Here is a 24,011-nt window from a genome sequence, read left to right as displayed (position 1 = left end):
CTACTCTCCTTCTCCTACAAAGATGGCATTCTGTGCGATATCATCAGGAATCGTGATGCCCAATTGGTCCGCTTTTGCTCGATTGATGACCAGTTGGATCCCGGTCGCGTACTGTACCGGGTAAGTAGCGGGATCGGCCCCAGCCAGGATATCAGCCGCAACAGCACCCGTTTGAGTTCCCAATGCATATTGATTCAAACCGATTGTCGCTAATCCGCCTTCTTCAACCATTGTGTCCACAGCCGGGAATACAGGGATATTATACGCGTCCGCAACAGGGATCAATGTAGCCAGTCCGCTTGCGATAGTATTATCTGTCGGTACGTAGATGGCATCCACTTCGGAAGCAAGGCTTTCAGCGACTTGCGCGATATCGTTCGTTGAAGTGACTGTTTTCGTGACGGTCTTCAAGCCTAATGAAGCAGCAATTTCTTCAGCCTCTTTAGCGGAACTGATTGAATTGTCCTCTGCTGATGAGTAAAGGATACCGACCGTTTTGGCATCAGGAAGCAATTGTTGAATCAAAATAAACTGATCGCGGGCCGGAGTCTTGTCGCTGACGCCGGTGATGTTGCCGCCCGGTTTTTCCATTGACTGCACAAGGCTCGCAGCCACCGGATCCGTAATGGCTCCCAAAATGATCGGAATATCGCTGGATGCGTTCGCCAACGCTTGTGCTGCAGGGGTAGCGATGCCGATCATGATATCCGCATCATTCGAAACGAACCGCTCCGCTATCGACTGCATATTGGACTGATCGCCTTGCGCATTCTGGAAATCGATCGTTGCTGTTTCGCCATCCACATAGCCGGCTTCTTCCAATTGGTCGATAATACCTTCCCCAATCTGATCGAGTGCCGGATGGGTAGTCAATTGCATAATACCGATGTAAGGCAAATCCGAGTTGATGCTGTCGGTGGAGCTTGCTGCAGAACCGTCCGAAGAGGTGTCCGCATTATTGCCCTCCGTATTGCCGCATGCCATTAATACTGTCGCTGCCATTAAGGTCAAGATGCTTGCGCGTACTCTGAATAATTTTTTCATTTCTGATTCCTCCAATTTTTCTGCTTCTTATTCTGTAAAAAGGTGATAAAAAAGCCGCCATCTGAACGAAGTATGGCGGCTGAATACAGAAAACGCCACACAGACCGATATTGTCTATGTGGCGGCTTAAATATCTTTAGTAATCCACATAGATACTGTTCAGATGTTTCATCTGAGGCTGTATCTACGGACAATCAATACGTCACAAAGAACAACCTACTCCACGTGGCTTTGCCAATCAAAAAAATTCATTTTGGAAACGCGTGTATATGCTGACATGATTGATTGCTCCTTTTATTTAGTGATAATCCAATAGTACCCAATGCAAAAAACAAAGTCAAGAGTTGGATTAGAAAAAGATGAGGTATTCTCATAAAACCTTCCATAAGCTTCGGATCAAAAATAAACAAGCAAGGGAGCAGGGGAATCCTGTACCGTGCTTGTTCATCTATCCTTTGATATCTAATCTGTATTTTGTAGAACAAAGTAATGCCGAATTTCGAAATAATTCTTACCACTTTGATAAGTGGCAGTAATCGGCGTGCAGAAAAGAAGATGGCTATCCATTGGATAATGGCAGTATAATTTTGCGCATGCGGTTTATGATAAACTGAGCAAATCACCCTGCATTGGTTTGTATTGATTCATCCATTACGTACTCCATCCCCCCAAGGTTAGTGCCCATCACTATTACGATGAGTTTTTTTCTAAGCGACATACCCCCAAGTCTCGATGCCGCGATGGATTCAGTTCGGAAAACACATTCCTTCTTTCCTGCAACACGGCACGACAATCGACTGGATAGGTTTTACTCAAGATTACGAAGGAACAATTAGCGCTCCATAATGGGAGGGGGATAACCCACCACCTTGAAGCCGGGTTCAGACGAATCAGACGGAAAGCGCTACCAATGGAATTCATGTTTCGATTACTTTTACAGTATAATGCACCCCACAGATAAAAGCAACTTTATTTCAGTAAAAGTTTATAAATTTATTTTTTACCGAAAGACCTACTGATTATCTACCTTGAAAATAGTTAGCTGACCCCTGTTCCGATAACAAAAAACAATCTAACTAGATCTCTGAAAACTCCATCAAAAACATCTTAAAATACCTATTTATAAGCTTTTGATTGTATTATCTTTACATTTTGTTCATGAGCAACGGTTTGTTTTCGTACGATTTACCGGACACAATCCACAATCGTGTTCATTAAAATACGAAAAATCCATCAAAATAAATTAACTATCACTATCTTGTTTGTTTGGGTGGAAAACTAACGGTATTTTGTTTCATACCCATATCTCCCCTGATTCCGACAGAACGGAAGTCGAATGGTCGCCCTGCTCTTCTGGACGTAGTCTACCCAGTTTTTTCGGATTGGGTATTGTGTTATAATGTTAAAGCATATTCAGACATGCCCATAGGAGGTGCATCCATGTCTTTTGATGGTATTTTTACGCGTGCGATGGTGAGTGAACTGAACCGAGAGTTGGAAAACGGAAGAATCGGAAAAGTTCATCAACCCTTTCAGCACGAAATTATTTTAACAGTGCGTGCCAACAGAAAAAATAAACGCGTGCTGCTTTCTGCGCATCCTTCATACGCGCGGCTGCAAATCATTGAAGATTCATTATCCAATCCGGAGTCGGCTCCAAACTTTTGTATGGTGCTCCGAAAAAAACTGGAAGGTGCAATCATTGAGGGCATTCGCCAATTGGGCAATGACCGAATCGTCATCTTCTCTTTCCGGAACTTCGATGAACTGGGCGATCAACAGCAGTTGGAACTCATCGTCGAATTGATGGGGCGTCACAGCAACATCTTTTTGATCGACAAGGAGTCCAGAATCATCATCGATTGCCTGAAGCACGTGCCTTTCTACCAGAACAGCTTCCGGCCGCTGCATCCGGGAGTAGTTTACCAGCTGCCCCCTCATCAGGACCGTTCGGATTTGTTTGCGCTTGAACCAGAAGAAATCGAAAGCACCGTTGCCCAATTCGATCCTGAAACCCCTTTGCGGAAGGCTTTGCAACAGACATTCCAAGGACTTGGAAGCGATTCTGCGCAGGAAATAGCGCAGTATGCCACTGCAGAAAATCACTCGGTGACGGCCGCTATCCAGCTTTTCAAGGAAAGGCTGGAATCGGTGATGCCGACCTTGACGGACGAAAGCGAAAGGAAACAGCATTTTACGCCCTTCCCTTATGAAAGCCTGATCGGTGAAAAGCAGTCGTTCGCTACCCTCAGTCAGTTATTGGATGCTTACTATGCGGAAAAAGCAACACGCGACCGCATCCATCAAGTCGCTTCAGACCTGCTTCAGATCGTCAGTACCGAACGGAAGAAAAATCAATTGAAGTTGCAGAAACTCGATCAAACTTTGCTGGAAACCGAGAAAGCGGATGTTTTCCGGATAAAAGGCGAGATTTTGACTGCTTATCTGCATCAATTCAATAAAGGCCAACAAGAAGTTGTGCTGAATAATTTCTACGACGATGAGAAACCGATCGCGATTACTCTGAATCCTTCCCTTACGCCTTCACAGAATGCGCAGAAGTACTTTTCGAAGTACCAGAAACTGACTACCGCTGTGAACCACGTCAACGAACAGATCAGGCAGACGCATGCGGAAAACGAATACCTTGAAACAATCGAAACACAGATCCAATTATCCGATCCGCAGGACTTGGAAGAAATCAAGGATGAGTTGAGCGAATCGGGTTATCTGAAGCGCAAGCAATCACTGAAGAACAAAAAGAAAAAAGTAAGCAAACCTCATCGTTTCCGATCCACTGATGGCACCAGCATCCTGGTCGGCAAAAACAATCTACAAAACGATCAATTGACCCTGAAGACCGCCAAAAAGACGGATACTTGGCTGCATGCCAAAAATATCCCTGGTTCGCACGTCATCATCGAGAGCAACAACCCGAGTGAGGAAACGATACTGGAAGCCGCCAACATTGCAGCTTACTATTCCAAATTCCAGAACTCAGCCAATGTTCCGGTCGATTATGTGGCCGTCAAGCAGATCCGCAAACCGAATGGCGCAAAACCTGGTTTTGTCATCTACGAAGGCCAGAAGACGGTCTACGTGACCCCAGACAAAGAACTGATTAAATCCTTAAAAGCGGATTGATGCGGCAAAAAAAAGAAGGTACCGACTCGGTTATAGAGAGTCGGTACCTTTTTTTCTCGAAAATCATTACTTGATGATACCGAGGCTGTCCGATAACCATTCAGAATCGGACAACCATAACACATTCACTCGCAAGCTTGTCCGATAAACAAAACAAATGGGCATCCTCCTCTCAGGAAACCCATTCGCCTCTTATGAATAAATATATGACTTACCCTTTGTACCAGTTCTCGGGGTCTTTGCTCCAGTCTTTCAGCAAGTCCATTTCAGCTTCGGTGATGTACGAAGTTTCGTGCGCGACTTCCAAAAGTGTGCTGTAGTTGGACAATGTGTCGATCGCAAGACCAGCATCGGCGAAATTTTTTGTGCCTTTAGCCAATTCATAAGTGAAGATCGCAACGCAACCCAATACATTTGCGCCTTCCGACTCAGCTGCTTTGGAAGCTTCGATGACACTGCCCCCTGTGGAGATCAAGTCTTCGACTACGACCATTTTTTGGCCTTCAGTGATTTTGCCTTCGATTTTTCGGCCTGTTCCGTGGTCTTTCGCTTTGCTGCGGATATAAACCATCGGCAAGTCCAAAATGTCAGCGATCCAAGCTGCGTGCGGGATTCCTGCAGTCGCAGTTCCGGCAATCACTTCTACATCCGGATATTTTTCTTTGATCAGATCAGCCAGACCTTGTGCAATCTGTTTGCGCACCGCCGGGAAGCTCATCGTGACGCGATTGTCGCAGTAAATTGGGCTTCTGAGCCCTGATGCCCATGTATAGGGGTTCTGTGGGCTTAAGCTCACTGCTTTGATATCCAATAATGATTTTGCTACTTCTTTTGCTATCGTCATTTTACTCTGCTCCATTCCATTGGTTCTTGATTTCGTGATAGGCTGCAACCGGATCAGCTGCCTGGGTGATCGGACGACCGACTACGATAAAGGTTGAACCGATTTCTCTTGCACGGCCTGGTGTTGCGACGCGCTTCTGGTCTCCAACCGCACTGCCGGCCGGGCGGATACCCGGTGTCAAGCAGATAAAGTCTTCATTCGTGTGGTCCTTGATCATGCGCGCTTCCCATGCGGAACAGACGACGCCATCAAGTCCGGATTTGCAGGCGAGGTCCGCGTAATGCAGCACGCTCTCCTGAAGGCTGACTTTGATCAACTGTTCATTCTGCATCGCTTCTTCGGATGTGGAAGTCAATTGAGTGACTGCAATCAATTTCGGAACATCGCTTCCTGCCGGCGTACCGGCAACGAGGCCTTCTTTAGCAGCTTTCATCATTTCCGAACCGCCTGCTGCATGGACATTGACCATGTCGATACCCAAAGCAGCCAAGCCTTTCATGGCGCGGTGAACCGTGTTCGGGATATCATGCAATTTCAGGTCCAGGAAAATTTCGTGGCCCAAATCTTTTATCCACTTCACAATTTCTGCTCCGTGTTGGTAATATAATTCCATCCCCACTTTTACGTAAAGTGATTCATCTTCGAATAACCGAAGAAAGCCCTTGATTTCTTCGCTTGTTGAAAAGTCCAATGCTATTATCGGTTTATCGTTCATTCAGTATGCCTTCTCTCACTTCATTGATTAATTCCTTCAGGCTGTTTATGCCAAGTTCATCCATGCGTTGCGGAAGCTGTTCGATCAGTTTCGGGCAAACGAACGGATCGGTGAAATTGGCCATGCCGACGCCGACTGCGCTTGCTCCGGCCATGAACATTTCCAGAACATCATCAACTGTATAGACGCCCCCCATCCCGATGATCGGAATATCGACTGCGCGTGCCACTTGATAAATCATGCGGATGGCTACCGGTTTGATTGCAGGGCCGGATAGGCCTCCCGTCTTGTTTGCGATGACCGGTTTGCGCGTATGCAGATCGATGCGCATGCCTATCAGTGTGTTGATCATCGTAATGCCATCTGCTCCAGCTGCTTCAACCGCTTTAGCGATTTCGACGATATCCGTCACGTTCGGCGACAGTTTCACGTAAACCGGCACGGTTGCACCTTTTTTTGCCGCACGCGTTACAGCAGCTGCCATCTCCGGATCGGTTCCGAACTGCAATCCACCTTTGTGCACGTTTGGGCAAGAGATGTTCAACTCGATTGCTTTGACGTTCGGAGATTTAGAGACGGCCTTACAGACTTGGTAATAATCATCGACTGTATTTCCGGCAACGTTCGAGATCAACGGCACATCGAATTTTTCAAGCGCCGTATGCTTCTGTGCGACAACGACTTCAACGCCGGGATTCTGCAATCCTATGGCATTCAACATACCGGATGGCGTTTCCGCCAATCGCGGTGTGGCATTGCCTTTACGAGGTTCAAGCGTCGTTGCTTTCGTCATGATGGCGCCCAATAAACTCAAATCGTAAAACTTGCCGTAATCCTCTCCGAAACCGAAACATCCGCTCGCTGGGATGATCGGGTTTTTTAATTCCAACCCAGGTAAACTGACTGCTAATCGATTCATAATACTATCTCCTCTGCTCTGAAGACCGGTCCTTCGACACAGACTCTGTAATTATCGTAAGCGGATGTGCTGTTTTTCTTGTCGCAGACGCAGCCGTAGCATGCCCCAATACCGCAAGCCATCCGTTCTTCCAAAGAAAGGTAAGTGAGGCTTGGGTCGAATGTCTTCGAGACCGCCACCAACAAGCCTTTCGGACCGCAAGCGAAGACTGCGTCCGGCACAAAGCCATCCAGTTCATCGAAATATTGCGTGACGAAGCCATGTTTGCCGTAGCTTCCGTCATCAGTTGCGATGTTCACTTTGCCGAATGCGGCAAATTCCTCTTCATAGAAAACTTCGTCTTTGTTTTTAAAACCGAAGCAGCTGACGATGTTGACACCTTTCGCGTGCAACTGTTTCGCCAATTCATAAAGCGGAGGAACACCGATGCCGCCACCAATCAATAAAGCATTTTGACCTGCTGCGAGCATATCGATCGGATAACCGTTACCCAACGGCCCCAAGATGTCCAATTCATCGCCTGCTGTAAGCTGGCTGATGATGGTGGTGCCTTTCCCTTCGGTACGATAGATGATGACACACTCTTCTTTATCGGCATCGATTGCGGCGATGCTGATGGGGCGTCTTAAAAGCAGTTCATCCCCAGGGACACGGATATGCAAGAACTGATCCGGTGCTCCCATCTCATTCACTAATGCCCCTTTCAGGCGCAATTCGAAGATATCTTTTGCGATTTCTGTCTGACTGACGACTGTCATCATAGCTTGACTCATAATTATTTTCCTCCTTAATTTTGACAAAATAAGGTGATCTCAAAAAATGCAATGGAGCAAGCTTCAAAGCAAATTCTTCTGAGTCTCTCAGGACACAGTTAAAGAACCACCGATCTATTTGTTTAGGCTTTGATCAAAGTAACTTTTTCAATGCCATCGACTTCATCCAGACGGACGGAAATTTGTTCCGCCTGAGATGTGGGAATGTTTTTGCCGACGTAATCCGCCTTGATCGGCAGTTCCCGATGACCTCTGTCGATCAGGACCGCGACTGTGATCCGTTTCGCTCTGCCGAGATCCATCACTGCATCCATGCCAGCCCGGATCGTTCGAGCAGTGAACAATACATCATCCACTAACACGACATGCTTACCGGCGACCGAAAACGGAATGTTCGTTTCATGCAACACTGGGTTCTCATTCGTTTCACGGTGCACATCATCGCGGTAAAGCGTGATGTCCAACTCGCCGACAGGCACCTCGATGCCTTCGAAATCTTTGATTCGTTCTGCAATGCGCTGGGCCAGGTAGATGCCGCGTGTTTTAATGCCCACCAAGATCAGATTCTTGGTGCCGTCGTTTTTTTCCAATATTTCATGCGTGATGCGGGTCAGCGCGCGTTTCATCGTCTGAGCATCCATGATTTCGATTTCTTCTGCCATCTCCACTACTCCTTCGTCGTCAATAATAAAAAAAATACCCTTATGCATGTGGGCATAAGGGTACAGTCACGTGACGCTATACAAAATGTGATGCACCTTGTAGCCTCTCTGGACTATTTTAAAGGTTCCTTGAATATTACTGTAATGATAACGAATAGAGCCGTTTCTGTCAATCAGTTTTTGCGCAGTTCAGTTAATTTTTCGCTATAGAAGTCGGGCAATGGCGCTTCGAAGTGCATTTTTTCGCCCGTCTTCGGATGGATGAAGCCTAAAGTTGCCGCATGCAAATATTGGCCGTGACCACCGAGCGTTTCAGCTGGTCCGTACATAGGATCTCCGGCTAACGGATGGCCAATGTATTTCATGTGGACGCGGATCTGATGCGTCCGGCCGGTTTCAAGGCGCAGCTTCAGTAAGGTGAAATCACGGAAACGCTCAATGACCTCAAAATGCGTCACTGCTTTTTTACCACCGTCAGCTACGGTGCGCTTCTTGCGGTCGACCATCATCCGGGCAATCGGCGCATCGATGGTACCATCCTCATGCGGAATGACGCCATGGACCAAAGCAAGATAGGTCCTTTCCATCGTGTGGTTCTCAAGTTGCTCCGCCAATTTTTGGTGCGCTTCGTTCGTCTTAGCTACGACCAATAAGCCGGATGTATCCATATCGATGCGGTGCACAATGCCAGGACGGATGTTGGCCGTACCATCAGATAGCGAATTTACGTGGAACAACAAGCCGTTGACCAAGGTGCCTGAAAGATGCCCTTTGGATGGATGCACAACCATTCCTGACGGCTTATTGACCACCAATAACGCATCGTCTTCGTAGATGACATCCAATGCAATGTCTTCGGGCGTGACGTTGATTTGTTCTGGTTCCGGAATCGTCAATTCCAGAAGATCCCCATCCTGGACCTTATAATTCGATTTGACGGCTTTATCGTTCACCATCAAGTTGCCGTCTTTGATCCATGCCTGAATTTGCGAACGGCTCGTACCGGTCATGAAATCCGCCAAGATCTTATCGATTCTGCCGGTTTGACCATCAATATTAAAAACGATTTTTTCTGTCATTTGAATCCCACTTTACTTTAGCTTATTTTTTGTAATTACTTTTTCTTCCTCTTCCATGAAAAGGATATAGATCGTCATCAGGATGACGCCTATCGTCAAACAGACATCCGCCACATTAAAAATCGGAAAATCGATGAAGTCCAAACGGAACATATCGACAACATAACCCAACCGCATCCGGTCGATGAAATTTCCGATGGCACCGCTCAAAAGAAAAGCGTAACTGATGCCCACGATTTTTTTGTCGAACCCCTGTTTATGCGCATTATAAACCATCGCACCCACAACAACTACTGTGATGATGAAGAAAAAGAACATTCTTCCTTCAAAAATCCCCCAGGCAGCACCCTTGTTCTGGATATAGAACAGAGACAAGATTCCCGGTAGAACTTCCTTCATTTCGTGCAATGCAAAATTATTCACGATGGCAAGTTTGCTCCACTGGTCCAGGACCAACAGCAAGATGGCCAATATATAATAGATAATCATCCGATAGCCTCACTTATTCTGAAATTAACGTCACTACGCATCTTTTACCTCTATCTATTGTAAACTAATTTTTCGAATTGTATAGTCATTGAATCCAGCCTTTCCGTTTGTTTTTTAAGCCAGCATACTTGCTGCACCCACTTTTTTAATGAATTCTTAATATTATTTCGAAGATATTCCAAACTGCCTTGATAAAGGAACGCCATTTTCGGTATAATGAAGCTTGTATTGTTATATATCACGTGATAAAGGAGCTTGTTTATGTTGAGAGGAAAGAAGATTGCATTAGTTTTTGCCGGTGCACTGGTATTGTCAGCTTGCGCAGACCAAGTCAAGGAAGCGACAGAGACAGTCAACCAGCTTAAAACCGAGGAAACCGAAATTGTTTCCCAAATGAATGAGCTACAACAATTGGAGATTGCTTTACAGAAAACATTTGATGAATCGTTGACCAGCGATGAGGAATTAAAAACATTCAAAGATGGCTCGGCAGCCGTGTTCAGCAATCTTGAAGAGCGCCGTGCTATAGTCGATTCGATTGAAAGCGCTTTGGAAGATTTGACCGAGACCAAAACTGATTTTACTGCATTCGATGAAGAAACCCTGCCGCTGGATCAGATGCAGGCAATCGGTGAAACACTGGATTTGTTCAGCGAAAATTCATTGGCTTACCTAGCTGCCTATCGAGACAGCTTGGATAAGGAAGAAGAACTGTTGACCGGGTTCGGAGCGGATGATGCGACTTTTGATACGTTCTTTGCGGGTATCGAAGAAATCAATCTGAACGCCGAAACGAACCAAACCAATCTTGCACCCATCGCTGAGAATTTGACGACTCTGGATGCACAATTGGTTGAATTGGAAGCAGCCATTGCCGCAATCGGTACGGAAGGAAGTGCAGCCGCCGATTCTTCTGCCGGCGCTGAGGAATCCTCTGAGGCTGCCGCTGCAGAAAAGCCAGCAAAAAAAGTTGAACCCGTCAACTATGAATACCGCATCAACCCAGAAATTTCCACTGTCCAACCAATCGCTGAGGACGGCAACGCAAAGGTCGCTTTACTGACTTTCGATGATGCGCCGCAACAACCGAACAGCTATACCGTGAAAATTGCTGAAACCGTCAAATCGAAAGAAGCAAATGCCATTTTCTTCGTGATGGGACAATTCCTCACGAACGAACAAGCGCGCAAAGACATCAAGACCGTCTACGACATGGGCTTCGAAATCGGGAACCATTCCTATTCGCATCCCGATTTCCAAACTTTGACCTATGACGAACAACTGGAGGAAATCAAATCAACGAATGATCTGATTGAAGAGATTACCGGCGAGCGTCCGCGCTTCTTGCGTGCCCCTTACGGCCAGTACAATGACGACACCATCGCAATCGCCGCAGCGGAAGGCATGACCATCATGAACTGGACCTACGGCTACGACTGGGTGGAGGAATTCATGGAAGGCACTGCTTTGGCCGACGTCATGGTGAACTCGAAGTACCTGGGAGATGGCGCGAACCTGCTGATGCATGATCGCCCATGGACGAACGACGCAATCGGCGCCATCATCGATGGCCTACGCGCGAAAGATATTACGATTGTGGACCCGAACGTAATCGAATCGCCTGAACGGGAGGAAATGTAATGATGACATATTTTAAACAGACACTCGCTGCCGCAGGTTTATTGTTATTCCTGTCAGGCACGACAGTTGCATCGGCCAGCGAAACCGAAAGCTCAGCCGAAACGACAGCAGCCACAAGCACGCTGACACTGCGCCAAGGTGCCCTTTTGAAGACCCCTACCGCCAAAGAATTGCCGAAAAAGTTCTTCTATGACAGTGGAGTGGAAATTGCCTACCCGGCTGATGGCGTCAAAGGGATCTATGTGACTGCCTACTCGGTCGGCTACGAGGAAAAATTCACTAAGTTGGTTGATTACGTCGATTCGAACGACTTGAACGCGATGGTAATCGACATCAAAGATGACATGGGCGTTGTGACAGCTGACTTCAATTCGAAAGATAGCCACATCCAAGAAAATACGGAAGAATACATTCCCGATATCAAGGAACTGATGGATTTGATGGAAGAAAAACAAATCTATCCGATTGCCCGCATCGTGACTTTCAAGGATACGTTGTTGGCTAACGAGCAACCGGATATGTCCTTCACCGAAAGCGACGGTTCCGTCTGGGTCGCATCGAATGGCGAATCATTCATCAACCCATTCCTGAAGCAGACTTGGGATTATGCCGTCAATGTCGGAATCGAAGCAGCCAAAGTTGGATTCAAAGAAATCCAGTTTGACTATGTCCGTTTCCCGGAAGGTTTTGAAGTCTGGGGCGACACGTTGAATTACGACATGGGTGAATATGCAGACCTTGACATGACCGACGATGAAAAACGCGTGCAGGCCATCACAGATTTCACTGCTTATGCAAAAGAAAAACTGATGCCTTACGGCGTGGATGTGTCCGTGGATATCTTCGGTTATACTGCTTCTGTTATCGAAGCATCCGGCATCGGCCAAAACTTCCCGCAGATTTCCGAAAATGTCGATGTCATCTCCTCTATGATTTACCCGAGCCACTGGGGAACAAATTATTTCGGTATCTACAAGCCGGATCTATACCCGTATGAACTGGTCGCCGAATATATGAAAGTTGAAAACGAGTTGCTTGGTACGCTTGAAACGCCGCCAATCAGCCGACCCTGGCTGCAGGATTTCACCGCTTCCTACCTCGGTTCGGGATTCTACCAAACCTATGGAAAAGCACAAGTCGATGCGCAAGTGCAGGCGCTGTATGATTCCGGCGTAAATGAGTTCTTGTTGTGGAATGCGCTGAATAACTACACATATTAAGAAAAGCATAACGAAAAGCTCGGCCGGAAAATTTTTCCGGCCGAGTTTTTTGTCGCCATTCAGTAATCTGGATTCTTACACAATTCGTGTCCCGTGTACTTCGGTTAACTCTAAAACTTTTTCGAGATCTGCGAGATTATCTTTCGTAATGCCGCCACCCGGCATGATCGTCATGTCCGGAGTGATTTTCGCAAGTTCGGCGATGTGCGCTGCGTTATCAAAAATCGTATTTTCTTTAGGACCGCCATGCGTCAAAATCCGTTTGAAACCAATTTCTCCCAACCACAATAAGGCGTCTCGTTGCTTTTCTTCCGGTATTTCATCAAACGCCATGTGGAAAGCAAGTTCGATTCTATTATCGCTGGCCAGCTTGGCGATTTCCTCCAAAAAGGGTTTATCCAATGCGTTCGCTGCAGTTAACGCACCTACCGCTATACCATTGGCCTGCAAGGCAATTATTTCTTCTAAGTCCCTCATCATGATGGCTTTTTCCATAGCAGAATAAACAAAATCTCCGCCTCTTGGTCGCAGAATCACGATAAGGGATACATTTTTGTCGGAACAATACGCCGTTGCAATTTTGATGACGCCAACGCTTGGTGTTGTTCCCCCCACTGCCAAATTATCGCACAATTCAATCCGTTTAGCCCCGCGCTCGATGAGTTCTGGGACATTCGTAAAATTTTCTGCACATGCTTCTTGTAGCACGCTGTCACCCCCTGGATAATATGCCATTCCGTAAAAACAAAGAAGGCACAAGGCGCTGTTCCATTCGCTTCGTGTCTTCTTTTAATATGCGCTCAGACCAAACCTTCTTTTTTCAGCACTTGCATGAGATCCAATTTATTGTCAGCGACGACCTTCCGGATATCCAAGTGGATACCCTTGAAATTCAGGTACTCGAAAGCCTGAACATCGCGTTTATCAACCGCTACTGCATTCGTGATCATCTTTTTTCCATCTGAATAACTCATACTGCCGATATTGACGGAATCAAGCTGAACGCCCCTTTGGACGATGCGTGCGACATCGAGTGGATTCGTAAACAAGAGCATCGCCCGAAATTGGTTATGCGCATCATCGAAGTAAATTTCGACAAACTTCTCCACTGGAATCACATTGACCTTTACACCAGGTGGGGCGACCTGCCGCAAGAGCGTCTTACGCAGATGATCCCTCGCCACCTCGTCGCTGATGACAATAATCCGCTCTGCCTTACTTAGTCTTGTCCACACGGTTGCCACCTGCCCATGAATCAAACGATCGTCGATTCGTACCAACCGAATATCCATTACCACATTAGAACCTCCTTAAATCGTTCATCCAGCAACCGTAAACCGTATGCAAATTGATTTCCTGCCACTATTTAGGATGCTTTCTTATTGAACATATGCTTGAAGGCATTCTTCAAAACATCGAAGAAGCCCAATGATTGAACCATATGATCCGGGCTTACATAGATGCGGATCGCACGCAACACGTCCTTGGGATTTTTTGCTGAAAAAGTGTACGTACCATCCTTCTTTGTTTGAAGCGCAAAACGTGGAATCCACTTCCCTTTGAACATCACGGATGCCAGTACATAATCAACCTCTTCCCAAGGAATTTGAATGAACTTTCGCGGATCACGATGATGATAAAATTCAAACGCTTGATCTCCAATCATAATTTTACCATAGTCGGTCAGCCCCATATATGAAGTACCATCCACTACCATGTCAACCTTTGCATTCAGGGATTCAACCATTGTATATGCCCCTCTCTCTTTGTGTCTGATTTGAGTATAATATACACTCTTTACTTTTTACAAGAAAAACAAGGCTCAGGCTGGTTTGCCTGAGCCTCATAATCGTTATTTTTGATGCATCCGAAAATTACAGCAATCCGATCAAGCGTCCGCCGATACCGACAATGAACAAGCCAAGAATGATCACGATTGGAGATACTTTCTTCTTCAACAACCACATGCAAAGGAATGTCAACAGCAGCGCTGCCAATCCAGGGATCAATTGATCCAGGTTGTTTTGCAAGGTTGTGACTTTAGTGTCCGTCAACGACAAGCCTGAAGTATACTGCATCAGGGCTTCCTGGATGCCGGCAGTGCCACTTGGCAGGTTTTCCCAATCGATAAATGCGCCTTCTTGAAGCTTGACTGATGAAACGGTTGGAGCAAACGAGATCGATACCCAACGTTGCACCAAGGCCGCCAATACGAACATCCCCAGAATGGAAGCTCCTTTTGTCAAATCTTGCAGGATTCCGCCGGACAAATCCTCAGTGATTTTTGATCCAGCCTTATAACCGAATTCTTGGGTATACCACATGAATCCCCAACGGATAGCGTTCCAGGCAACAAAGAACAGGATAGGTCCTAGGATGTTTCCTGTTAAGGCCAAGGATGCGCCTAAAGCTCCCAAAATCGGACGGACTGTAAACCAGAACACAGGATCACCAACACCGGCAAGAGGTCCCATCATTCCGACCTTCACACCTTGAATCGTAACATCATCTACTGGAGCTCCGTTTGCACGTTCTTCTTCCAGAGCCAGCGTTACTCCTAATACCGGAGATGCCACATATGGATGTGTGTTGAAGAATTCCAAGTGGCGTTTCAACGCTAGGACGCGATCTTCTTTTGCTGGATAAAGTTTCTTGATTGCTGGAATCATTGCGAAAGCCCAGCCACCATTTTGCATCCGTTCGTAGTTCCATGATCCTTGAATGAAAGTGGAACGCCAAGCGACAGCTAGTCTATCTTTTTTAGTTAATACGAATTTTTTATCTACCGTATTTTGTGCCATGTTTGCAGTCTCCTTTCCTAATAGTCATTGAGTATCGAATCAAGTGGATCGCCAGTATTGCTGGAACCGCCATTACCGGAACCGCCCATTTTAGAAAGGTTCAAGTAGATCAATGCCATTGCGACACCTAGGGCTCCTAATGCGATCAATGTCAATTCAGATACAGCGGCAACGACGAAACCGATGATGAAGAACGGCCATACTTCTTTGGTGGCCATCATATTGATTACCATTGCATAACCAACCGCTACAACCATACCACCACCGATTGCCATTCCATCAGTCAGCCAGCCCGGCATTGCTTCCAATCCAGAACGGACTGCGTCTGCAGGGATGAACAAAAGCAATGCTGCAGGAATTGCAATCCGCAAACCTTGCATGGCAATTGCTCCAATTTGAAGCAACTCAATTTTACGATAGTCACCTTGTTCTGCAGCTGCGTCCATCATATGAACCACAGGAACTGCCAGTGTACGAACGAACATCGTCAAAACCAATCCAGCTACAGCCAGAGGGATCGCAATGGCAATAGCGGAAGATACGCCGTCTACCCCTTGACCACCCAAAACTAAAATAATTGCAGATGCGACAGAAGCGAGTGCTGCGTCAGGTGCTACAGCGGCTCCGATGTTTGCCCAACCTAATGCGATCATCTGTAATGATCCTCCAAGAATAATACCAGCTTCAAGATTTCCTGTGACCAGACCGATCAATGTACATGCAACGAGTGGTTGATGGAATTGGAACTCATCCAAAATACCTTCCATCCCGGCAAAGAACGCCACGATGATAACCAGAATAATAGAAACGACTGACATAATATACCTCCTCTTTTCTTGTTATGCCTTAGCTAATTCTTCTTTAGCTTTTTTCAGCAACGCATCCATTTTTTCCGATGAATCATTCGGAACTTTCCGGACATCAAATTTAACACCTTTTGCTTTCAATGCTTCAAATGCTTTCACATCTTCAGGCCCCATTGACAAGACCTTATTCACGACAACCTTGCCGACTGAGTGAGCCATTGATCCAACATTCAACTCCTCAATCTTCACGCCGCCTTCAATTACCCGAACGACATCTTGCACATTTTCAAAAAGCAAGAGGGCATGGGTGTTCCCAAAACGAGGATCTTTCGCAATCTCAATCATTTTTTTGATTGGAATCACATTGGCTTTGACTCCTGGCGGTGCTGCTTGCACGATCAGGTTTTTCCGCAATTCATCTCTTGAGACATCATCCGAAACCACGATAATCCGATTTGTTCCAGCTGATTTCGCCCACGTTGTTGCTACTTGTCCATGAAGCAATCGTGAATCCAATCGAACTAAAGCTAACTTGATTTTTCCATCACCAACGACCGTCCCTACAGGAAGGTTGCCTTTTGGTTGTTGCACTGCAGAAGCCGCTTCCACTTTCTTCGGCTCTAAACTTTCTGGCTTAGCTCTCACACCGTCCTTCGCTGCTGGAAGAATTTGTGCAGCAATTTTTTGTGCTGAGTCCATGCTCAATCGTGCAGCATACGCTTCGATGACCATCGGAAGGTTCATTCCGGCGATTATCGCCCATGTGTCTTTATGTGCTTCGAAAAGACTGTTGGCTTGGTTGAACGGCGTGCCGCCCCATAAATCGACTAAGAACAGTACTTCATCTTGGTTGTCAAAGGATGAAATAGCCTCTTGCATCTTTGCTTTGACATCGTCCGGTCCTTCACTAGGCGCCAGTGTCACTGCTTTGACATTTTCTTGTTCGCCGAAAATCATCGAAGCCGATTGCAGAATACCTTCAGCGAAATTCCCATGACTTGCTAGGATAATTCCTACCATTTGTATACCTCCCATTGAATATATTTTGCGACTGTTTGGATAAAAAGCTTGGCAGGCGATTTACCAGTCATTATACTATAAGCAAAAAGCGTGCCAACTTAGTGTATGGCTTAATCATACGGAATTAAGAAACAAAAAAATACACTAAAACAATTAGTGTTTTAGTGTATCGTTCGCACTGAAAGCTAGTGTATGGTTTACTGTATCATTATTTTTGATAGGCCAACAGTTGCTCCAGATAGTATATCTCATCTTTTGGCATTTCGATTTGAAAGGTGCCGCTCAGAATATTTAAAGCCTGTTCCAACTGCTGGAACCGCTCTGTCTGTTCAGTCAATTTCAGTTCTTCTTGCGGTGCAATCAATGTATCCTGGCGCAAGGCCCGCTCAAACATTCCCGCCAGGTGCATCAGAATATTGATTAATTGGGAATAATTTTCTTTATTGTCCAATAAGGAACTGCTGAATTTCCACAAAGGCTCAATCAACTTTTGTGGATTCAAGAAAGTAAAGCTTTCGCCCATGTATTCCAGACATATCTGCTTTGCCTTTTCCGATGTCAACTCATTTTCATCATAGGATTCCGACTCTTCCACCAAATAGTCCAATACTTTTTCGGCATCCCCATTGAAAAAATGCTCCATTGGAATGTAAACGGCATCGATTTTTGGTTTGACGATTCCTGTTGTCGCTAAGATTTCATATTTCTGTTGCAAGGTTACGAGCTGCTTATCCATATCGATCACCGAAATCGGCAGCACCTCGATGTCCACATCAAAATATTTCTCCAGATGTTTGTCGAGCATCTCTTTCATCTTTTGCGCGGTCCCTTCGCCCGAAGCGCAAATAGCAACGATTGCCTTTTTGAGCTTTAAGGAGTGACCGTTCTCTTCCCTTGTGGTCACGTGGCTGCCTGCATAACCACGAAAAGATTGAAGCGATCGATAAATTTCATCAAGTGTCGTTTCAACAAGATTCGTCTTGCGCACCGTTTCCAAAACGATCGGGGTCGTGACCATGTCGATCGTTTTGACCTCAATTCCGGTTTTTTCCGTGATTTTTTCCGAAAAGGTCGTCAGCGAGCCCATATCGACCAGCAAAATGACGCCGCTCCCTCGATCGATTTCTTGGACACAATGAATAATTTTTTCGAGGGCCACTTGGGGCTTCATCTCAAGAGGCATATCTACAGCGCGAATATTGTCGACCCCCAACAATGTCGTCACAACCTCCGCCATGCTCGTTGCTGTACTCTTGCCATGGGCTGCAATCACAACACCCACTCGCCCGGTGACCTTGTCTTGCTTTAATGAAACCAACAACAAAGTCAGATAATAGGTCTCCACCTCAGGGATGTTGATGCCGTATTCTTTTTGCAGCTCTTGTTTCATCCATTTTGCGACGGTAAACTCTTGAGGATAATCTTCCACCATATTTTTGATGCTTGCATGGAGCGTCCGGCTGCTTTCGCCTAATTGAATCCGCTTTAAAAACGAACTGATATGGAGACTCATCGCATATACGAAATTCCGTTGGATGTGATAATCCAAATGATCTTGCGCATACTCAAACATATCTTTTGCAAAGCGAATAATTCGTTGATCAATGATTTCGGAAAGCTTTTTCTCCGTGTCAAAGGTCAAACCCGTATCACGATAAAAAGACTTCAGATGGACATTGATGTCTGTCGTAATATAATGGTTGATGGATTCCTTATCAAGCCCCTCTTCCCGCAACAGCGCGGCCTTATTCCCGATAATTTCATATAAATTATAAGGAAGCTCATAGGAATCGTCTTTCAGCGGGCTTTCCGCTCCTTCATTCAGCACCAAAGTCAGCACGGGCTCCAGCATCCGAGTGAGCTCATTCAAGCGCTCGCGATGATTATTCGCCAGATTGAGCAGGCCGTTTTGGATCTCTGGTGTCAGCTCATCCAAGGTAATCGATATTTCACTTGAATTCATATAGTTCAAAAAGGCCCGTGCACAAACTAGCTGGACATTCGATTTCAGCTGCCCGACATTTCCGTAGGTTACACTGCCGATCAAAGCCTTCACTGCATCCTGTTTCACATGAATACTTTTTTGGATTCGATTGGCTTCGATCGAGACCATCCGCTTCAACAAATCCACTTGTTCCGCAATCGGACGCTCCGAAAATTGCGGTAATTTAATGACGATTGGGATACGTCGCACAAAGGTCTGGAGCAAACTGGAAGCGGGATCTTCCGTTGTTGCACAAACAAGACGGACATTGACTTTATTGGCTTTATCGGTTTCGCCTAATCGATTATAGGTGCCATGATCCAGCAGATAAAAAATCATTTCTTGCCCTTCAGGCGGCAGGCGGTGCACTTCGTCCATAAAGAGCATGCCGCCGTCTGCCCGTTGGATCAACCCGTCCGTCGTTTCCGTCGCTCCTGTAAAAGCACCCTTGCGGTATCCGAACAAATGAGCCATCAATAATTCGGGATTGTGCGCATAGTCGGCACAATTGAACACAACCAGCTCCTTATCAGCTGCAAAAACTTGATTTGCTTGCGCGAAACGAAACATCGCATGAACAAAAAAGGTTTTCCCGCTCCCTGTCGGTCCAGTGATCAAGCAGCTTAACCCCTTAGGCGGATAGAGGATCGCCGCCTTTGCTTGATCCACTTGAGTCCGCATACTGTCTTTTGAACCGATTACATTCGCAAATACCTCATTATTTTTTTTACGGTTGCCCGCAGTATTTCCTTCTCGGATTGCGGGAACACGAGAAATTCCAGAAGCAAGGCCGCGTGTTTCGCTGGTTGCCCTTGCTGTTGTTTTGGGCTGGTCTTCTTTATATGTGTGCATCTTTTTTTGTGGTTGCTTATTCCATTTCAAAGAGTGATCCGCATATCTGACCGGTCGACCAGAGGATTTGATCAATTTTCCCTGACGCACAAGCTCATTTAAGTCACTGCTTGCATTGGGCCGTTTGATCTCGAGCTGCGTCACGACATCCTGAGTCGTCACGCCTTCGTTCCCCTGCTCAAAAGCAACTTCTGTCCACTCCTGCGAGCGGATTTTTATATACTCGTAGATTCTGTCAATTCGTTTCAACCGGATTCCTCCTTTTACTTCATCACCCTAAAAGTACCATAGTCCCGAAAAAAACGAAAGAGTAAGCTTACGAAAAGTGCCGTTCCGAAGCATCCTTTATTTCGATGAAATGATGTCTTCTTAGATTAGACACTCATAATCTGCCCTAAGTAGACAGAAAAAGGGAGTAGGAAGATTATCCCCCTACTCCCTGTTCTAATGCTCACCTATATATTCCCTATCTTAAAACCGTTACGGCGTTTCTCCCAAGACTCGAGTATCTCTGCTTTTTTTGGTTCCCTCATGTGAGGACTTCTGTCCGGAAATTTGGTAGCTGTATAAAAATTAGAAGCCTTTACCAACTCTTCCATTCGAGAAGCACGGGACGTTGTAACCTTCAATTTGATTTTCATTCAACTACCTCCTTTTCTAGAGCTTCCAAAATGGAAGCAAATGGCTCACCGTATCTAGCGCTGTACTTGATAATTGTTGAATAACAGCAGGCTTTATAATACATTATACACAAAGGAGTGGTCGAAATGGGCACGATATCATTGCGGATGGACGAAGAAGATGAAAAATTGATCAAAGAATATGCGAAAACAAAAAATATTACGGTCTCCTCCCTCTTCAGGAATGCTGTGCTGGAAAAAATTGAAGATGAGATCGATATGGATCTTTATCACATTGCCATGAAACAACATATTGCTAACCCTCAAGTTGTTTCTTTTGATGAAATGATGAAGGAAATAGATTTCTGATACTAGCATTTAAAGGAGCCTTTGAGAGCAAGGCTCAGAAGACACTTACGCAATAGCCATATAATGAATTTCAAAATACTTGAACTATTTATGAAAATACTTCTTACACGCATTCTAAATTTGTGATACCATGGTTGACTTTACACAAAAATAGAATGTGTGTTTACATGCCCACAAACAAGAAAGAAGGAATTTTTTTCACTACGACAATGTGCTCAATGATGGTGTTAGGAATGAGCCTGTACAATCTGCTGTTACATAACAATTTAGGGTTTGTGCCGCTTGCGGCAGGCTTAGTACCAGGTTTTGTTGTCGCTTTTATCTTGGACGTATTCGTTGTAGGAGTGATCGCAAAGAAAATCGCTTTTCGACTACCCATCAAAAAAGAAAATAAGTTGCAGTTAATTTTGACAATCTCCAGATTGATGGTTCTAGGGATGGTCACTTTCATGTCATTATTCGGTGTTCTTATTGAAGGAGGCATCCCTGATGATTTATGGGCAGCCTATAGTGAAGCGTGGAGAGTCAACTACCCATGACTGAAGTCACAGGCTTGCCTCTCGCCACTTCGTGACGAGTGCATTAGCTTCGCTAATACTTTTTAGGTTTACGCCTAACCCTACGCAGTACAAACGTCCTGCGGACTCCTGAGTAGTTTGAGATCGATTGGTCCCTCAAAATGTTGGCGTTACTCACTGCAACATTCTTATTCAACCAGAATGGAGCAGCCCGACAGTTGACTTTGCCGGCAATCCAGCACATTTATGCACTAGGAATTTGCTTTTTGTTTCTCAAATTTGGGATTCGCTACACCGCTTACGTATTCTGTCCCAAGTTGTTGAATATTCATTGCGCCAACACGGTCATCGTTTGAGCGATACCCGCATGGGCAATGATATTCGTGATGGTGCTTATCCCGATTGGATTTTTTGATTGTGCCACACTTGGGACAACGCTGACTTGTGTACGCGGTACTTACTTCAACCACCATGGAGCCAACTTTGTTGGCTTTGTAAGTGAGCATTTGCCCGAATTGAAAGAACGCCCACGATACTTGCTCATAGCGTTGTGCTTTCGCAACTTGTTCCGTCGCGAAACGCACGCCAACCAAATCTTCCAATACAAATACCGTATCGGAACCATAGGTGGACACGAGTGTCTTAGACAGGCAGTGGTTCACATCTGCCATCCAACGGTTCTCTCGACTTTCCATTTTCCGGATACGACGTTTGGAGTTCCTGGTGTTGCGTGCCTGCAAACTGCGGCGCAGTTCTTTGTAGTGCCTGCGCTTTTTCAAGGTTGCGTTTCCGTTGTAGAAAGTGGTTTTGTCTTTTTCGTCATAGGTTGTCACTAATTGACGCAACCCTCTGTCGATTCCGACAACGTGTTTGATGTCTGTCAATTCCATTTCGGCGACTTCTTTTTTTACCGAAATATGCAAGAACCAATGCTTGTCTGACTTGACCAATTTCGCCAAACCAAACGCCCACGTACCGTCAAGATACTCTTCAAAACCCTTGAGGCAAAACCCGCACTTCACGCGCCCTTTTAGCGTATTGATTGAGAATGTTTTGCCATTATCGACAATGCTCCAATCCCGATTGCGCACCAAATCGGCTTGTGGTCGAGAAAACTGGATAGGATGCCAGAGCCAATTCAGGTCCTTTTGAACGTGAGTGTACACTGGCTTTGCGTCCCCATTCTTTTTGCCGCTGTCATATTTGTTGGGATTGCTACGGAGTTGCGTTTGAACGGTTTTGTATCGGGCCGTAACGGTCCGAAAGGTTGATTGGGTCAATTGGGATTTCAAATGAAACCGCTGGCGAACATCATGGTACAAATCTTTGTTTAATTTAACGGAATTTAACTCGAAATTGTGGTTGAAAACATAATCAGATACGTAATTACATGCCTGTCTGTACTGTTCGCAGACTTCTTGAAACGCCAATGCGTCTTTGAGGTCCGAGAGGTTTAACTTTGCTTTGATCATGAGATTTAGTTCCACGGCATTCACCACCTTTTAATAACCCTATTATACTAAAATCGCCAGTGAAAGTACACCAAAAACAGAACTTATGTTCGCATTAAATGAAAGAGGAAGGAGCTAGGAAATCAAGGAGGATTGTTGGCCCGCTAGGCCAATCGTTTTCTCCTCCCACGACTAAAGTCGCGGGAGGAGAAAACTAAAAAACCATGAAATATTATTGTCGCATTGCCATTACAATTGTTGCTTGTCGGGCCTATGTCACGGACAATTCTTGGTACAATCCAAGCCAATAGTCAGCTTGTTTTGGAATAACCTTGAGCGGGCAGTTGTTGGAAAATCAGAAAAAGGTGGAGCATCCTGGATTTATTCCTTGGATGCTCCACCTTTTTTTGTTGCCGGTATCGCCCTGGGTAGCGATAAGGTAGAAATTGTCGAATGCATGCAGAATATCCGATAATGTTATTGCAACGAACAGCGAAATTGTCGAATGGGTGGAAGACATTCGACAATCTGACCCTCCAACGAGACTGAATTGTCGAATGTTAGAAGAACATCGGACAATTCGCGCCCCCCCGCCCCACCACGCACAGCGTGGTATCGAAAAAGGTGCAGCAGCCTCTGGCGAAAACCAAGGATGCTGCACCTTCTGTTTGTCGTTCAATAATATACCGCCGTAATCAGACAACCACATTCCGACTTTTACAGTTGCTAAACCGAAAAATCCCCATAAATCGCGTTATATATGCGTTTATGGGGATTTTTTTATTTTTTGGTATGTAGATATGCACGCTTGCGTTTGTCTTTTTTCCCGTAGGGGGGAATATCTTCTAACCCAAGCACACCCAGAATGTCGGTGAAACCTTCGGTTGCTTTGTTTTTGATAAAAATATCAGTATTGTCCATATTCACACTGGTGATTGTAGCGCTGCGAAGAGCGGTCTGGATTGCCTCCGTGGAGAAGTCGATTCCTTTTTCATGAAGGTGATATTCCAGTAGGCGCTGCAGAACCAACGCTAAGTAGCAGAGAACGAAATGGCCCTGA

Annotated in this window: 21 protein-coding genes and 2 pseudogenes; 5 read left to right on the top strand and 18 right to left on the bottom strand. The window is 45.6% G+C overall.

What is annotated here, in order from left to right; all coding sequences use genetic code 11:
- Positions 1-1,044, bottom strand: a complete 1,044-nt coding sequence (gene trpX / locus BMZ71_RS02030; protein WP_245734364.1) for a tryptophan ABC transporter substrate-binding protein — start codon at positions 1,042-1,044, stop codon at positions 1-3.
- 1,440 nt (positions 1,045-2,484) lie between these two features.
- Between trpX and BMZ71_RS02025 the strand changes: the two genes are divergently transcribed.
- Positions 2,485-4,188, top strand: coding sequence for an NFACT RNA binding domain-containing protein (locus tag BMZ71_RS02025; RefSeq protein WP_086987981.1), 1,704 nt, complete (start codon positions 2,485-2,487; stop codon positions 4,186-4,188).
- Between the two features lie 211 nt (positions 4,189-4,399).
- On the opposite strand, the gene pyrE is transcribed toward BMZ71_RS02025, so the two are convergent.
- The 7 genes from pyrE to lspA all read right to left on the bottom strand — a co-directional run bounded on the left by pyrE (position 4,400) and on the right by lspA (position 9,669).
- Positions 4,400-5,032, bottom strand: a complete 633-nt coding sequence (gene pyrE / locus BMZ71_RS02020; protein WP_086987980.1) for an orotate phosphoribosyltransferase — start codon at positions 5,030-5,032, stop codon at positions 4,400-4,402.
- A gap of 1 nt (position 5,033) precedes the next feature.
- A complete protein-coding gene (gene pyrF / locus BMZ71_RS02015) occupies positions 5,034-5,747 on the bottom strand; it encodes an orotidine-5'-phosphate decarboxylase (RefSeq protein WP_086987979.1) in 714 nt (237 codons plus the stop codon).
- Positions 5,737-6,666: a dihydroorotate dehydrogenase gene (locus tag BMZ71_RS02010; protein WP_086987978.1), complete on the bottom strand. Its 930-nt coding sequence runs from the start codon at positions 6,664-6,666 to the stop codon at positions 5,737-5,739. The genes pyrF and BMZ71_RS02010 overlap by 11 nt, the downstream gene beginning before the upstream one ends.
- Positions 6,663-7,439: a dihydroorotate dehydrogenase electron transfer subunit gene (locus BMZ71_RS02005; RefSeq protein WP_218142756.1), complete on the bottom strand. Its 777-nt coding sequence runs from the start codon at positions 7,437-7,439 to the stop codon at positions 6,663-6,665. Before BMZ71_RS02005 ends, BMZ71_RS02010 begins: the two co-directional genes overlap by 4 nt.
- A 122-nt stretch (positions 7,440-7,561) precedes the next feature.
- A complete protein-coding gene (gene pyrR / locus BMZ71_RS02000) occupies positions 7,562-8,101 on the bottom strand; it encodes a bifunctional pyr operon transcriptional regulator/uracil phosphoribosyltransferase PyrR (RefSeq protein WP_086987977.1) in 540 nt (179 codons plus the stop codon).
- A gap of 173 nt (positions 8,102-8,274) precedes the next feature.
- Complete coding sequence (locus BMZ71_RS01995) at positions 8,275-9,180, bottom strand: RluA family pseudouridine synthase (protein WP_086987976.1); 906 nt, start codon at positions 9,178-9,180, stop codon at positions 8,275-8,277.
- Positions 9,181-9,192: 12 nt separating this feature from the next.
- Positions 9,193-9,669, bottom strand: a complete 477-nt coding sequence (gene lspA, locus BMZ71_RS01990) for a signal peptidase II (RefSeq protein ID WP_086987975.1) — start codon at positions 9,667-9,669, stop codon at positions 9,193-9,195.
- 261 nt (positions 9,670-9,930) lie between these two features.
- On the opposite strand from lspA, the gene BMZ71_RS01985 reads away from it, so the two are divergent.
- Both BMZ71_RS01985 and BMZ71_RS01980 read left to right on the top strand, forming a co-directional pair.
- On the top strand, positions 9,931-11,310 hold the full coding sequence (locus BMZ71_RS01985; protein ID WP_086987974.1) for a polysaccharide deacetylase family protein: 1,380 nt from the start codon (positions 9,931-9,933) through the stop codon (positions 11,308-11,310).
- Positions 11,310-12,530: a putative glycoside hydrolase gene (locus BMZ71_RS01980; protein ID WP_245734363.1), complete on the top strand. Its 1,221-nt coding sequence runs from the start codon at positions 11,310-11,312 to the stop codon at positions 12,528-12,530. The genes BMZ71_RS01985 and BMZ71_RS01980 overlap by 1 nt, the downstream gene beginning before the upstream one ends.
- A gap of 75 nt (positions 12,531-12,605) precedes the next feature.
- On the opposite strand, the gene BMZ71_RS01975 is transcribed toward BMZ71_RS01980, so the two are convergent.
- From BMZ71_RS01975 to BMZ71_RS01940, 8 genes are all read right to left on the bottom strand, one after another.
- Entirely contained in the window at positions 12,606-13,238 is a 633-nt protein-coding gene (locus BMZ71_RS01975) for a copper homeostasis protein CutC (protein WP_086987973.1), read from the bottom strand.
- Positions 13,239-13,330: 92 nt separating this feature from the next.
- A complete protein-coding gene (locus BMZ71_RS01970; RefSeq protein ID WP_068559476.1) occupies positions 13,331-13,828 on the bottom strand; it encodes a mannose/fructose/sorbose PTS transporter subunit IIB in 498 nt (165 codons plus the stop codon).
- Between the two features lie 68 nt (positions 13,829-13,896).
- A complete protein-coding gene (locus BMZ71_RS01965) occupies positions 13,897-14,277 on the bottom strand; it encodes a DUF956 family protein (protein ID WP_068559474.1) in 381 nt (126 codons plus the stop codon).
- Positions 14,278-14,404: 127 nt separating this feature from the next.
- Entirely contained in the window at positions 14,405-15,331 is a 927-nt protein-coding gene (locus BMZ71_RS01960; RefSeq protein WP_068559472.1) for a PTS system mannose/fructose/sorbose family transporter subunit IID, read from the bottom strand.
- Between the two features lie 17 nt (positions 15,332-15,348).
- Complete coding sequence (locus BMZ71_RS01955) at positions 15,349-16,149, bottom strand: PTS mannose/fructose/sorbose transporter subunit IIC (protein ID WP_068559470.1); 801 nt, start codon at positions 16,147-16,149, stop codon at positions 15,349-15,351.
- Positions 16,150-16,170: 21 nt separating this feature from the next.
- A complete protein-coding gene (locus BMZ71_RS01950) occupies positions 16,171-17,157 on the bottom strand; it encodes a mannose/fructose/sorbose PTS transporter subunit IIA (protein ID WP_068559467.1) in 987 nt (328 codons plus the stop codon).
- A 208-nt stretch (positions 17,158-17,365) separates the two neighbouring features.
- Entirely contained in the window at positions 17,366-20,242 is a 2,877-nt protein-coding gene (locus BMZ71_RS01945; RefSeq protein ID WP_086987971.1) for a sigma-54-dependent transcriptional regulator, read from the bottom strand.
- Between the two features lie 206 nt (positions 20,243-20,448).
- Complete coding sequence (locus BMZ71_RS01940; protein ID WP_086987970.1) at positions 20,449-20,634, bottom strand: hypothetical protein; 186 nt, start codon at positions 20,632-20,634, stop codon at positions 20,449-20,451.
- 126 nt (positions 20,635-20,760) lie between these two features.
- Between BMZ71_RS01940 and relB the strand changes: the two genes are divergently transcribed.
- Together relB and BMZ71_RS01930 are read left to right on the top strand one after the other, a co-directional pair.
- Complete coding sequence (gene relB, locus BMZ71_RS01935; protein ID WP_068559460.1) at positions 20,761-20,982, top strand: type II toxin-antitoxin system RelB family antitoxin; 222 nt, start codon at positions 20,761-20,763, stop codon at positions 20,980-20,982.
- Between the two features lie 167 nt (positions 20,983-21,149).
- Positions 21,150-21,512: pseudogene (locus tag BMZ71_RS01930) on the top strand (DUF2798 domain-containing protein); the annotation flags it as partial.
- Between the two features lie 239 nt (positions 21,513-21,751).
- On the opposite strand, the gene BMZ71_RS01925 reads toward BMZ71_RS01930, so the two are convergent.
- The gene (locus BMZ71_RS01925; RefSeq protein ID WP_086987969.1) at positions 21,752-22,987 is read right to left on the bottom strand and encodes an RNA-guided endonuclease TnpB family protein; all 1,236 of its coding nucleotides are present in this window, start codon (positions 22,985-22,987) and stop codon (positions 21,752-21,754) included.
- Positions 22,988-23,731: 744 nt separating this feature from the next.
- A pseudogene (locus BMZ71_RS14785) lies at positions 23,732-24,011 on the bottom strand (IS1634 family transposase); the annotation flags it as partial.

This window comes from Trichococcus flocculiformis, from assembly GCF_900113645.1.
Taxonomy (GTDB): domain Bacteria; phylum Bacillota; class Bacilli; order Lactobacillales; family Aerococcaceae; genus Trichococcus; species Trichococcus flocculiformis.
The sequence above is the reverse complement of the archived record's forward strand: the minus strand, read 5'-3'. Positions and strand labels throughout refer to the sequence as shown.

Coding starts and splice junctions, on each gene's coding strand:
- trpX (WP_245734364.1), bottom strand. CDS start 1,044: ATGAAAAAATTATTCAGAGTACGCGCAAGCATCTTGACCTTAATGGCA.
- BMZ71_RS02025 (WP_086987981.1), top strand. CDS start 2,485: ATGTCTTTTGATGGTATTTTTACGCGTGCGATGGTGAGTGAACTGAAC.
- pyrE (WP_086987980.1), bottom strand. CDS start 5,032: ATGACGATAGCAAAAGAAGTAGCAAAATCATTATTGGATATCAAAGCA.
- pyrF (WP_086987979.1), bottom strand. CDS start 5,747: ATGAACGATAAACCGATAATAGCATTGGACTTTTCAACAAGCGAAGAA.
- BMZ71_RS02010 (WP_086987978.1), bottom strand. CDS start 6,666: ATGAATCGATTAGCAGTCAGTTTACCTGGGTTGGAATTAAAAAACCCG.
- BMZ71_RS02005 (WP_218142756.1), bottom strand. CDS start 7,439: ATGAGTCAAGCTATGATGACAGTCGTCAGTCAGACAGAAATCGCAAAA.
- pyrR (WP_086987977.1), bottom strand. CDS start 8,101: ATGGCAGAAGAAATCGAAATCATGGATGCTCAGACGATGAAACGCGCG.
- BMZ71_RS01995 (WP_086987976.1), bottom strand. CDS start 9,180: ATGACAGAAAAAATCGTTTTTAATATTGATGGTCAAACCGGCAGAATC.
- lspA (WP_086987975.1), bottom strand. CDS start 9,669: ATGATTATCTATTATATATTGGCCATCTTGCTGTTGGTCCTGGACCAG.
- BMZ71_RS01985 (WP_086987974.1), top strand. CDS start 9,931: ATGTTGAGAGGAAAGAAGATTGCATTAGTTTTTGCCGGTGCACTGGTA.
- BMZ71_RS01980 (WP_245734363.1), top strand. CDS start 11,310: ATGATGACATATTTTAAACAGACACTCGCTGCCGCAGGTTTATTGTTA.
- BMZ71_RS01965 (WP_068559474.1), bottom strand. CDS start 14,277: ATGGTTGAATCCCTGAATGCAAAGGTTGACATGGTAGTGGATGGTACT.
- BMZ71_RS01960 (WP_068559472.1), bottom strand. CDS start 15,331: ATGGCACAAAATACGGTAGATAAAAAATTCGTATTAACTAAAAAAGAT.
- BMZ71_RS01955 (WP_068559470.1), bottom strand. CDS start 16,149: ATGTCAGTCGTTTCTATTATTCTGGTTATCATCGTGGCGTTCTTTGCC.
- BMZ71_RS01950 (WP_068559467.1), bottom strand. CDS start 17,157: ATGGTAGGAATTATCCTAGCAAGTCATGGGAATTTCGCTGAAGGTATT.
- BMZ71_RS01940 (WP_086987970.1), bottom strand. CDS start 20,634: ATGAAAATCAAATTGAAGGTTACAACGTCCCGTGCTTCTCGAATGGAA.
- relB (WP_068559460.1), top strand. CDS start 20,761: ATGGGCACGATATCATTGCGGATGGACGAAGAAGATGAAAAATTGATC.